The sequence below is a fragment of the Bradyrhizobium sp. 2S1 genome (genome assembly GCF_011516625.5).
Classification (GTDB): Bacteria; Pseudomonadota; Alphaproteobacteria; order Rhizobiales; family Xanthobacteraceae; genus Bradyrhizobium; species Bradyrhizobium septentrionale.
This window is the reverse complement of record NZ_CP147717.1, coordinates 6385234-6396698: the sequence shown is the minus strand read 5'-3', so window position 1 is coordinate 6396698 and position 11465 is coordinate 6385234. Positions and strand designations below refer to the sequence as shown.

Below are 11465 nucleotides of genomic sequence, written 5' to 3'. Positions count from 1 at the left end.
GTGCGGCTCCTCCTCACCACCCTGCTGGCACTCGTCATCGCCACCGCCGTCGGCCTCGGCCTGACCTACGCGACGGCGACGCGCGGCACCGATCTCGGCACCTTGAAGATCGGCGCCTGGACCGCGCGGCCGAAAAACGGCACCTCCGACGTCGATCCCTATTCGCGCGCCACCATTGCGCGCAGCGGCGAGCTGCCGATCGGCACCGGCGACGGCATCGCGTTCTCGGCGACATCAGACGACAAGAACAAGCCGCTCGACGGCCGCTGCGACATCGTGGTCAGCGGCGTGACGCCGGCGGCGCGGTTCTGGACGCTGACGCTGTTCGACCGCAAGGGTCACCTCGTCGCCAACTCGCTGCAGCGCTACGGCTTCACCAGCCAGGAGATCATGCGCGCCTCCGACGGCACGTTCGAGATCCACATCGCCTCGCGCTCACGCGCCGGGAACTGGCTGCCGACCGGCGGCATCGAGCGCTACGCGCTGATGCTGCGCCTCTACGACACGCCGGTCGGGGTCGCGACCCGCACCCAGCGCGACGCGCCGATGCCCTCGATCGCAACGACGGGCTGCCCATGATCCGGCTGCTGTTCACCATCCTCGCAGGCGTGCTGCTCGGCGGCGTGGTGCATCTCGTCAGCGTGCTGGCGCTGCCGCGCATCGCCTCGCAGGACGCCTATTCGCGGCTGACGCCGATGACCAAGCTCAACGAAGTGACGCAGCTGCCGCTGGCCGACCCGACCCACTCGCCGATGCCGCTGATGGATCCGGCGTTCGCGATGGCGATCTGCCGCTACGATCTCTCGAGCGCGCCGCTCAAGCTCACCGTGCCGGTCAGCCAGGCCTACACGTCGGTGTCGTTCTACACCCGCAACGAGGTCGCCTATTACGCGATCAACGACCGCTCCGCCGGCAAGAAGGTGATCGAGCTCTATTTGATGACCGAAGCGCAGCACAATGAGCTGCCGGAGGACGAGGAAGTCACCGCCGCCGACCGGCTGATCATCGACTCGCCGACATCAACCGGGCTGATCCTGCTGAAAGCGCTGGCGCCGGAGCCCGGCCTGATGCCGCAGGCGCAGGCCTCGCTCGCGGCCTCCTCCTGCAAGCCGCAGACCGAGCCGGTGGCAGCCAAGCAGGAGGCGCCGCCGCCGCTGCCCGCGCCGGCACCGCCGCCCGCGGCGCGCAAGCGCTAGCTCGCTGCCAGCGCGTGCCGGCCGCAGCGGCAGGTCTCGTAGTCGACGGGATCGTGGCTGTTGACGATCGTGACGCTAGCGCCATGCGCCGCCTTCAATTGGCGCAGCCGCTCCTGGTTCTGGATGCGCCTCGCGCGATCCATATCCGCGCGGCGCTGGAACATGCCGAGCACCAGCGGGATCCGCGGCCTGGCGTGGAGCTGCGCGTGATGGAAATAGGCATCACCGGCGTGCAGCAGCCATCTGTCTTTGTCGCGCACTGCGATCCCGCAATGGCCAAGCGTGTGCCCCGGCAGCGGGATCATCAGGATATCCGGCTCGCGGTCGCCGAGCGGGCGCACGCCCTTGAAGCCGAACCAGTCTTCACCATCGGCGCCGTAGAACGCCCAGTCCGGCCCGTGCTGCCACTGCGCCGTGATGTAGCGTCCCACCGGCGGCGCGACCTGGTGCGTCACCGCCATCTCGTATTCGTTGCGATGGACGTGCACCTTGGCCTTCGGAAAGTCCGGCACGCCGCCGGCATGGTCGCGATCGAGATGCGTCAGCAGCAGATGGCGCACGTCATCAGGCGAGAAGCCGAGCGCGTTCACCTGCCGGACGGCGGTCTCGGCCGGATCGAGCCGCGGCGTGGTCTGCCGCACCCATTTGCGTCCGAGCCGCGGCGGGTCAGCGATATCGCCGAGCCCGATCCCGGTATCGACCAGCACGAGGCCGTCGTTGCTCTCGACCAGCAGGCAGTGACAGACCATCCGCGCCCGCTGGAAGATGCTGCCGCTGCCGTTCACGAGCCGCTTGCCGATCGGGCACATGGTGCCGGTGTTGAGATGGTGGATGCGCATGACCAGTCCTCCGCTGAAGTCAGCGCAGGCTTGCCACCCGCCTTTCCATAGGTAAAATATTGTCTATCTATCTATACGATAGGATGTACCTATGGATATCCGCGAACTCCGCTACTTCGCCGCGGTCTACCGCGAGCGCAATCTGACCGCCGCGGCGAAGCTCTGCTTCATTTCGCAGCCGTCGATCTCGGCGGCGATCACCAATCTCGAGGCCGAGCTCGGCACCACGCTGTTCATCCGGCACAAGAAGGGCATGGCCCCGACGGAGTCAGCCGCGCAGTTTCACGGCATCGCCCGCAAGATCATCGACGAGGCGGACGCGGCGCGAAACCTGTTTCGCAAGCCCGCGACCAGGCAGGCGCTGACGCTCGGCCTGTTGCGGACGCTCGATCAGGCCCGGACCATCGCGCTGCTGAAGCCGCTGACGGGCCATGCCGACCTCGCGCTCCGGCTGGTCGGCGCCAATGAGAAGGCCGACGCGCGGATCGTCGCCAAGACCATGATCACCGCCGGCGAGCACTTCATCCCGCTCTGGAGCGAGCGCTATGTAGCGGCATTGCCGCCGTCGCATCCCCTGACCCTGAAGGAGACGCTCCGGACCACCGACTTCGCTGGCGTTCCGATGATCGATCGCTGCCATTGCGAGCAGCAGGAATTCTTCAAGCGCACGTCACCGCCGCGCAGACCGGTGGCGATCGCGGAATCCGAGGAATGGGCGATGGCGCTGGTGGCGGCCGGGGTCGGGGTTGCGATCGTCCCCGAAGGCGTCGCGCGCGGCAATCCTGATGTCGCGGTGCGGGCGATCGATATCGACGTGACGCGCCAGGTCGGCCTCGCCTATCCCGCGGCTAACCCGCCATCCGATGCGCTGAGGGCGTTCATCGCGAGCCTGCCGCGGCAACCGAACAGTCGCCGCGTCAGATCGACCGCGACGAAAGCGAGGCGGGCCTAGCCCTTCGTCACCACGGCCTGGCCGGCAACCGGCGCGGAGACCAGCGGCGCATTGGCGGTGAGCCGGGCGAGCTCGTTGATCTGGCGTTCGGCGTCCGCGGCCATGCCGTCGGGCGCCTGGATCACCAGCCGCTCCAGCGCCCAGCGATAGGACGCGATCCGCCGCTCCAGGCTCTGCCCGACCCACTGCACGATCAACGCATTCTCTTCCATCCGCGCGACCGCATCGGCCTTCTCGCGCGGCGACAGGTCCGCGATCATCTTGAGGCTGGCATTGCGCTTGCGGTCGAGCTCGATCACCTGGATCGCGACGGCGAAGAACGGCTCGAACCGGGTGATGTCGTCGCGGACCTCGTCGATCAAGAGCGAATAGCGCGAGGCGAACGAGCGATGCGGCTCGTCGATCAGATTGCGGCCATACGCTGTGCGGTCGAACACGACCCTCTGCCGCCAGGGCGCAGGCAGCGGCTGGTAGTCGCCGAACACGCTCTTCCACGCCGGACGCGACAGCGGCGGCTCGATGAACTGATAGGCGAGATCGCGTAGCTGACGTTCGTGTTCGGTGAGCTGGAATTGCGAGGCGTTCCTGCCGACGCTGCCGGTCGCCTCCGCGCCCATCCAGCGATGCATGTCGTCGTTGCGGAAATCGGCGCGGGTGCGGCCGAAATCGCCGCCGCTGCAACCCGCGAGCGCCGAGCCCGCCAGCAGCAGGATCAGCGCCGGGAATGGCCGCCACGCGGCGATCCGCTGCACAAGCTCCGGCATTGCGCGATGTCCGCGATCAGGAGCGGCGTCGGCGACGGCGGCCCTGCGCAGTGCCCTGCTCCGGTCCGCGATCGCCACCGGTCTCCTCCGTCGTTCGCTCGATCCGGACGACGGGAAGGATCAGCACGGTCCCCATGCCTTCGCCGGCAGCACCGGCCATGCTCGGCCGCCGCGCAGCCGCATCCGCCGGAAACTCAACGATGGTGCCCATGTTCCGTTCTCTCTGGCCCCGCACGGACATGATTTGCCCCGCGCCTGCCGAGTTAAGAACGCGCATGGTTAATGACATCTTAAGCCGCCGGTACGGACGGTTACGGATATGGCGCTGTGCCTTAATGGACACGCGCAAATGCGAGCATTCGCCTTCACGGCTTGTTTTCCTTAACCGGCTCTTAAAGCAGCCTGCGTAGGCTCGCTGCCACAAGGTTTTCAAACCGATTCCTTACTGGCAAGTGCGTACGCCCGAGATGAGCGCAGCTCCGTTATTTCCTGGTTTCGATGGGCTGATGACGCTCTCCCGCCGCGAGGGCGTCGACATCCGCCCCACTTTGCTGCGCGTCCTGACGGACCTCTATGTGCAGGCCAGCGCACACTCGGCGGACGAAGAGCGCCAGTTCGTCGAGCTGACCTCGCGCCTGATCGACGAGGTCGACGACGCGACACGCGCCGCCGTCCGCGCACGGCTTGCGATCTACCCGGCAACGCCCGCTGGGATCATGGACAAGCTCGGGCTGCGGCGCGGCGGTCCAGACCAGCCGATGCCGGCTGCCGGTCCAATTCCCGCGCCGTCACCGTCCGCGCTGCCCGCCAAGATTCCGACCGAAGCCGAGCTGCGGATGGCGGCGAGCCTCGCGATGCGGCCGAACGATGCCGCCGAGATTTCCGACATGTTCTTTGCCGCCAACGCGAAGGAACGCGCGCAGATCCTGCACAATCTGCAGGAGACGCCGCTGAAGGCGGCGGCGCGGATTCCGGCCGCCCGCGCCGCGCGGGCGATCCATATCCTGGAGATGGCGGCGTTTGCCGAAGACATCGATAACTTCACGCTCGAGCTCGGCGAGGCGCTGATCCTGCCGTCGCGGATCGCCGCCGACGTGGTGAATGATCCCGGCGGCGAGCCGCTCGCCTGCGCGATGCGGGCGCTTGATGTGTCGAGCGCCGCGTTCCAGCGCATCCTGATGTTCCTCAATCCGGAAGCCGGCTCGTCGGTCAACTATGTCTACCGCCTGTCGCGGCTGTACGATCATCTGAGCGAGCGCTCGGCGCTGGTGATGCTGGCGGCGTGGCGCGGCTCGACCATGGCGGTGGCGCGCGCCAAGTATCGCTCGTCGCTCTATGACGATGAGCGTCACCGCGTGCGTGCAGCAGCCTCGCAGACGCGATCCGTGGTGCAGCCCGGCAGCGCACCGGCCATCCGCAACCAGAAATCCGGAAGCTAGTTTTTCGCTAGATCGAGAAAATGCCGCCCGGCGCGGTCCTCGGTCTCGACGATCCAGGCGTCGGGATCGAAGCGAAGTTCCTTGGTCAAGCGCTCCTCGACCGAAGGCTCGGGCACCGGCTGCAACGCCGACGGCACGAACAACCGCTCGGCCGGACGGCTGTCGTCATAGACCGTCTGCGGCGCCGGCGCGTACAGCATCGCGTTGCCGTCCATCAGCGTCACCTTGACGAAGACGGCACCGGCCTCCTCCGCGCCCTTCTTGCGGATCGCGCCGAACACGCCCTCGGTCTGGCAGCGGCGCAGATAGGCCGCGACCCAAATACTTGTTTTCAATCGCATGCGCAGACCTATAGGCCAGCGGCGTGACGCCGTCCAATCGCCGCACGCCAAACGGCGGGTTGACCGGCGCGCCGGCCGCTCATATCCTCAGCTTGCGTGCAAGCCGCGCCCGGGTCCACGGGAAGGGTTGAACCCACTTGCAACATTGAAGCGGCAAATCAAGCCTTTGTGCAGCCGGTTTTGTGGACCATCGGCGATTGATGCACGGAGGTTTCCATGGACCGATCGCGCGCGCGATTGAATCTCGAACATCTGAAGAAGCAGGCCAAGGAGCTGATCCGCCTTTACCGGCGGCAGGCGCCGGAAGCTTACGCCCGTTTCCGCCACGCGCTTCCGGCCGCGGCCGGCCGCAGCGACGCCGACATCGCCGCGCTCGATCTGCGGCTCCACGACGCGCAGTCCTGCGTGGCACGCGATCTTGGCTTTGCCTCATGGCCGGATTTGCGGCGTTACGTCGAGGCGCAATTGCCGCCCGGCAAAAGCAAGGACGATCGCGTGCGGCGGTGGCTGCAGCTGGTCTATGCCGCCGACGTCGACGGCACCACCGATCGCGCCAATCCGCGCGTTGCGGTACGGATGCTCAAAGAGGATCCCGGCCTTGTGGCCGATGATCCCTATCTTGCCTGCGCCATTGGCGACGAGGAAACGATACGGCGCACCGCAACCAACGATCCCGCATGGGTCAACCGTCCCGGTGGTCCGCTCAAGCTGCCGCCGCTGGTCGCGGTCACGCATTCCAGCCTGCTGCAGATTCCGGAATTTCAGCCGCGGCTGCATCGCTGTGCGCGCCTGCTGCTGCAGGCCGGTGCCAGTCCCGACCAGCATATCGGTAGCCGCTGGCCGCCGGGATCGCTCGATGCGCCCGACGACGGCAATCCGCTGTCGGCCCTGTATGGCGCCGCGGGGCGCAATCACGATCTCGAGCTGACCAGGCTTTTGCTCGAAGCGGGCGCCAATCCCAACGACAATGAATCGCTGTACCACTCGCTGGAAGGCTTCGTGACGACCGGCGTGTTGCTCGCGCATGGCGCGCGGATCGCCGGCACCAACGCGATGTACAAGGTGCTCGACGACGAGAACGTGGCGGCACTCGAATTGCTGCTGCGGCATGGTGGAAATCCGAACGAGCCCGCCCGCAATGCGCCGTTGACCGATTGCGGCTCGCCGCTGATGTGGGCGATCCGGCGGCGGCGGTCGCGGACGTGCATCGCGGCCTTGCTCGACGCCGGCGCCGACACGCACATCACGACACCGGACGGTCTCAGCGCCTACCGTTACGCGCTGCAATTCGGACTGACCGAGGTCGCCGAGCTGCTGCGGGAGCGCACCGGTGCCGAGACGCTGGCCGATGACGAACGCTTCGTCGCAGCGTGCAGCAGCGGCGACGCGCGCGAGGCACGGCGGATCCAGGCCAGCCGGCCCGACCTTCCCGGCGCGCTTTCACCACAGCAATTGCGCCTGCTTCCGGAGCTCGCCGCGGCGGGTGGCGATGACGCGGTGCGGCTAATGGTCGAGCTGGGCTGGCCCATCGCGGTACGCGGCGGCGACTGGGATGGCTCGGCGCTCAATCACGCCGTATTCCGCGGCAACGCCGCCCTGACGCGCTTCCTGCTCGAGCACGGTGCAGAGTGGACCGAGCAGCACGGCTTTGGCGACAATGCCTCCGGCAGCTTGTCGTGGGCCTCCTGCAATGAGCCGGTCAGTGGCGGCGATTGGGTGGGCTGCGCGCACGCCCTGCTCGATCACGGCATGCCGCGCGCCGTTCCGGATCGCGACGATCCGGAATGGGTGCTGCTGGCCGGCCGCAAGAAGCTGTTCTCCGACGAGGTCAGGGACGTTCTGCTGGGCGAAAAACCCTAGCTCGTCATGGCCGGGCTTGACCCGGCCATCCACGTCTTCGCTTCAACAACTCTCAAAGACGTGGATGCCCGGGACAAGCCCGGGCATGACGAACACACTTTTTCAATGCCGTCGCGGAGAACTACTCGATCGAATGCCCGATCATCACGCTGAGTTCGTGCACCAGGCGATCGGACATCTGCCCGGTCACCGGCAGCTTGCGGGCGCGCTCGAACTTCGCGATTGCAGTCTGCGTGTCCGCACCGATCGTGCCGGTCGGCTTGAGCTGGCCGTAGCCATATTCGGTCAGCGTACGCTGGACCGCGGCGATGCGTTTTCCGGCCGGGCTCAGATGCGCCGTCGGGATGGGTGCCGGCGGACGAATGACGCTCGACGGTGCGGCGGCCGGCGGCGCGGCGGTCGACTTCATCACCAGGCTCGCCATCGGATCGACCGGCTTCGCATCAACCGGCTTGGGTTCGGCGGATCTTGCTTCAACGGGTTTGGATTCGACAGGCCTTGCTTCGACCGCTTTGGTCTCCACGGGCTTCACCTCGACCGGCCTGGGTGGCTCCATGGCAGCGGCGGCCTCGGCCGGGCGCGGACGCGGCAACGGACTGGCGGCCGCTACAGGCGGTGCCGGCGGCGGCAGCGTCACGACCGAACCGCCGAACATCGGCGACGGATGACGGCCGGCCTGCAGGAACAGCGCATTGATCAGGATCGCAACGATGGCGGAAACGGCCAGCACGCCCGCGACGAGATCCTTCGGACTGTGCAGCAGCAGACGCAGCACGAGGCCACGTTCTTCCTCGGCCGCGATGGCCACTGCCTTGGCGCCGCGGCGACGGCGCGGCGTTTCATCGTCATCCAAAGTCTGTCTAGGCACTCTTCTTCACCTGATGGGTTTGCTCTTGTAATCCGGACCGCAGCGCGGGCTTCAGGGTCGAGACATTGCTGGACGGCTCGACCGCGGCCGGCGGGGTGAACGCCAGCGGCAGCGCGACCGACACGATGGTGCCCTCGCCGACCTTGCTCTCCACGTTCATTTCGCCGTTATGCAGGCCGACCAGTCCCTTGACGATGGACAGGCCAAGGCCGGTGCCTTCGTGGCGGCGCTGATAGGTCTTGCCGGCCTGGAAGAACGGATCGCCGATCCGCTTGAGATCGTCGGCGGCGATGCCGACGCCGGTGTCCGAGACGCGCAGCAGCAGGCGCGCCCCCTCGACGCTGGCCGATACGGTCACCTTGCCGCCGCGCTCGGTGAACTTGATGGCGTTGGAAACCAGATTGAGGACGATCTGCTTGAACGCGCGCGGATCGCCATTCACGATCGGCAGATCGTCGGGCACGCGGGTGACGAGGTCCACACCGCTCTCGCGCGCCTTCAGCGCCACCAGATTGCAGCAATTGATTAGCGCCGGCCGCGGCGCAAACGGCTCCGGCGAAATCTCGAAATTGCCGGACTCCATCTTCGACATGTCGAGGATGCCGTTGACGACGGACAACAGATGCTGGCCGGAGTCGTTGATCAGCTGCGCATATTCCTTCCGGCGCGCCGCGTCGAGCCCGAGCACGTCTTCCTGCGCGATCATCTCGGAGAAGCCGATGATGGCATTGAGCGGGGTCCGCAGCTCGTGGCTCATGGTGGCGAGGAAGCGCGTCTTCGAGGCATCGGCCTGCTCGGCCGCGTTGCGCGCCTGTTCCAGCGCCTGCTCCTGCACCTTGCGATCGGTGACATCGCGGATCACCGCGACGACCTCGGCATCGGCGGCGGTCTGCTCCAGCGGACGGCAGCGCATCTCGGCCCAGATGAATTCGGCGGTCTCGCCGCGCGCGGCGTCGCGGCGCACCCGGAACTCGACGCTGCGGGACTCGCCGCGTGCCGCGTCCGACAGCGCGGTGAGATAGGCCGGGCGATCGGCGACATGAACGCGGTCGAACAGGCCGTGGCCCAACAGCCGCGATGCCGGCACGCCGAGCATGATCTCGACCCCAGGCGAAATGAAGCGTACCGCGCCGTTGCGGCTGTGCCGCGACAGCACGTCGCTCATGTTGTGCGCGAGCAGGCGGTAACGCTCCTCCTCGACATAGAGCAGCGCCACGCTGGTGCGCGCCAGCGATTCCGCGCCGAAGGCGAGCCCGGCCGCATAGAAGATCGCCGACACGACGCCGAACCCGATCAGCGTGCTGTTGGTCGCGACCGCGGGATCGGCGAACGGCAGCAGGTGATAATGGCCGAGCACGCTGAGCAACGCCGCGCAGATCATCGCCAACGCGAACGCAAAGGCGACCACGCGCCGCGAGGCCGACAATGCGGCCTCGATCGGAATCACGACGAGCCAAACCGTGGCGAACGACGCGATGCCGCCGGTGGACGCCGCGATCATCATCACGAGACCCGCGAGCGCCAGCGACGACAGCACATGCGCGCCTTCATAGCGGCCGGTGCGCGACAGGAACCATGACAGCAGGATCGGCGCGATCAGCCAGGCAAATGCCGCGACCTCGATCGCTGTGGGCGCACCGCGCATCGCCAGGAAGGCCGGAAAGGAAGCGAGCGCCGCCAGGCTGCCGAGCAGCCGCGGCGCCATGAAGGCACGATGGCGCGCACGCGTCAGCGCATCATATTGCGCCGACGGATGCAGCAGCGCATCCAGGCAATCGCGGATCAGACTCAAACTACTCACAGCACTCGCGCTTCGGCTTAGTCGTCAGACAGACGCGCCGGAACGCCTCCTTGGTGATTGCAGGTCAACGTGTCAGAGCGAACTTAAGCGAACGCTAAGGCAATGCGGCCTGCTGCCAAACACCGTGCATTGGCGAGGCTTTGACGCAGCCATTCACCGCCCATTTGTCGGGGATGGTGAACGACTGGTTTCCGGATGCGACAATCTATGGTTTCGAAAGGGTGGACGCGGCGCAATCTGCGCACTCGGCGCGCACATGCAGCCATCAATCGAAAATTTACGGCGAATCAATTCAGGCGGATTTTCCGCGATTTTTGGGCGGATTTACTTCAATGCGGATACTTCCGGTTTATCGACCGCTGCTAAGCCTGAGGGCAATAGCGGCATCGACCGCGCAAGAAGCAAAAGACAAGATAGACGACCGGGATCGCGCCATGTTCTTCCTGCTGCGTTTGGCATTCTGGCTCGGGCTTGTGCTCGTGCTGCTGCCGAGAGACAAAACACCCGAAGCGGACAAGGTGCCGCAGATCAACGCGTCGGACGCGGTGTCGGCCGCGACGGCGACGATCAACGACATGGGTCAGTTCTGCAAGCGCCAGCCTTCCGCCTGCGAAGTCGGCGGCCAGGCCGCGACCGCGATCGGTCAGCGCGCAACCGACGGCGCGCGCAAGCTCTACCAGATCATCACCGACAAGAAGCCGCCGGACCACACCGGCTCGATCGGCGGCGACGATACCGCGTCAGCCCTTGCCGCATCCCGCGACACGCTGACCGCGGACGATCAGACGATCGAATTCCGCCTGCCGCCGACGCCATGAGCTGAAAATAGCAGCGTTTTCGAGCGAAGTGGGTACCGGTTCGCGTCAAGAAGACAGGTCGAAACAATAATAGCCGCGGAACCGGTTCCATTTTCGTCGCTTTCGCGGCCCGCCTTCCCTATATAAGCCGTTAAGGATAGGACGCGGGCCACGATGACGACGATCGACGAAATCAGGGACAATTTTGCGCTGCTGGACGAGTGGGACGACCGCTACCGCTACGTCATCGAGCTCGGCCGCACGCTCGAGCCGTTGTCGGAAGCGGAGCACTCGGCCGAGAACAAGGTGCAGGGCTGCGTCAGCCAGGTCTGGCTGTCGAAACGGGTCGAGCGCGATGCCAATGGCAAACCCCGCCTGATCTATGTCGGCGACAGCGATGCCCACATCGTGCGCGGCCTGGTCGCGATCGTGCTGACGCTGTTTTCCGGGCATACGCCGAAGGACATCCTCGCCACCGATGCGCTCGCGCTGTTCGACGAATTCGGCTTCCGCGACCATCTGACGCCGCAGCGTTCCAACGGTCTCCGCTCGATGGTCGATCGCATCCGCAACGATGCGCGCGAGGCGCTGGCGTCCGCCGCGTAAAC

At 66.4% G+C, this 11465-nt stretch carries 13 protein-coding genes; 7 read left to right on the top strand and 6 right to left on the bottom strand.

The features are described 5' to 3' along the window. A complete protein-coding gene (locus HAP54_RS30115; RefSeq protein WP_029082050.1) occupies positions 1-579 on the top strand; it encodes a DUF1214 domain-containing protein in 579 nt (192 codons plus the stop codon). After that, positions 576-1196, top strand: coding sequence for a DUF1254 domain-containing protein (locus HAP54_RS30110; RefSeq protein WP_029082051.1), 621 nt, complete (start codon positions 576-578; stop codon positions 1194-1196). The genes HAP54_RS30115 and HAP54_RS30110 overlap by 4 nt, the downstream gene beginning before the upstream one ends. Here the strand turns inward: HAP54_RS30110 and HAP54_RS30105 are convergent. Beyond that, positions 1193-2035 (bottom strand): MBL fold metallo-hydrolase, encoded by an 843-nt coding sequence (locus HAP54_RS30105; protein WP_166293721.1) that lies wholly within the window; start codon positions 2033-2035, stop codon positions 1193-1195. The genes HAP54_RS30110 and HAP54_RS30105 overlap by 4 nt on opposite strands. Before the next feature lie 91 nt (positions 2036-2126). On the opposite strand from HAP54_RS30105, the gene HAP54_RS30100 reads away from it, so the two are divergent. Further along, a complete protein-coding gene (locus tag HAP54_RS30100) occupies positions 2127-2987 on the top strand; it encodes a LysR family transcriptional regulator (protein ID WP_166293719.1) in 861 nt (286 codons plus the stop codon). Here the strand turns inward: HAP54_RS30100 and HAP54_RS30095 are convergent. Together HAP54_RS30095 and HAP54_RS30090 are read right to left on the bottom strand one after the other, a co-directional pair. Further along, positions 2984-3751 (bottom strand): hypothetical protein, encoded by a 768-nt coding sequence (locus tag HAP54_RS30095; protein ID WP_166293717.1) that lies wholly within the window; start codon positions 3749-3751, stop codon positions 2984-2986. The genes HAP54_RS30100 and HAP54_RS30095 overlap by 4 nt on opposite strands. Before the next feature lie 16 nt (positions 3752-3767). Then, entirely contained in the window at positions 3768-3962 is a 195-nt protein-coding gene (locus HAP54_RS30090) for a hypothetical protein (RefSeq protein WP_029082055.1), read from the bottom strand. A 295-nt stretch (positions 3963-4257) separates the two neighbouring features. Between HAP54_RS30090 and HAP54_RS30085 the strand changes: the two genes are divergently transcribed. Continuing rightward, positions 4258-5190 carry a DUF2336 domain-containing protein gene (locus HAP54_RS30085; protein WP_224741735.1) on the top strand — a complete coding sequence of 311 codons (933 nt, stop codon included), beginning with the start codon at positions 4258-4260 and terminating at the stop codon, positions 5188-5190. Here the strand turns inward: HAP54_RS30085 and HAP54_RS30080 are convergent. Further along, a complete protein-coding gene (locus HAP54_RS30080; RefSeq protein ID WP_166293713.1) occupies positions 5187-5531 on the bottom strand; it encodes a DUF1491 family protein in 345 nt (114 codons plus the stop codon). The genes HAP54_RS30085 and HAP54_RS30080 overlap by 4 nt on opposite strands. A gap of 216 nt (positions 5532-5747) precedes the next feature. On the opposite strand from HAP54_RS30080, the gene HAP54_RS30075 reads away from it, so the two are divergent. Continuing rightward, complete coding sequence (locus tag HAP54_RS30075; protein ID WP_166293711.1) at positions 5748-7391, top strand: ankyrin repeat domain-containing protein; 1644 nt, start codon at positions 5748-5750, stop codon at positions 7389-7391. A gap of 121 nt (positions 7392-7512) precedes the next feature. Here HAP54_RS30075 and HAP54_RS30070 read toward each other — a convergent pair whose 3' ends face one another. Further along, positions 7513-8244, bottom strand: coding sequence for a peptidoglycan-binding domain-containing protein (locus HAP54_RS30070; RefSeq protein ID WP_166293709.1), 732 nt, complete (start codon positions 8242-8244; stop codon positions 7513-7515). Positions 8245-8251: 7 nt separating this feature from the next. Next, positions 8252-10060 (bottom strand): ATP-binding protein, encoded by a 1809-nt coding sequence (locus HAP54_RS30065; protein ID WP_166293707.1) that lies wholly within the window; start codon positions 10058-10060, stop codon positions 8252-8254. Between the two features lie 434 nt (positions 10061-10494). Here HAP54_RS30065 and HAP54_RS30060 point away from each other — a divergent pair, with 434 nt between their 5' ends. After that, on the top strand, positions 10495-10878 hold the full coding sequence (locus HAP54_RS30060; protein ID WP_166215313.1) for a DUF5330 domain-containing protein: 384 nt from the start codon (positions 10495-10497) through the stop codon (positions 10876-10878). Positions 10879-11031: 153 nt separating this feature from the next. Further along, positions 11032-11463 (top strand): SufE family protein, encoded by a 432-nt coding sequence (locus HAP54_RS30055; protein WP_029082062.1) that lies wholly within the window; start codon positions 11032-11034, stop codon positions 11461-11463. Positions 11464-11465: the final 2 nt, after the last annotated feature.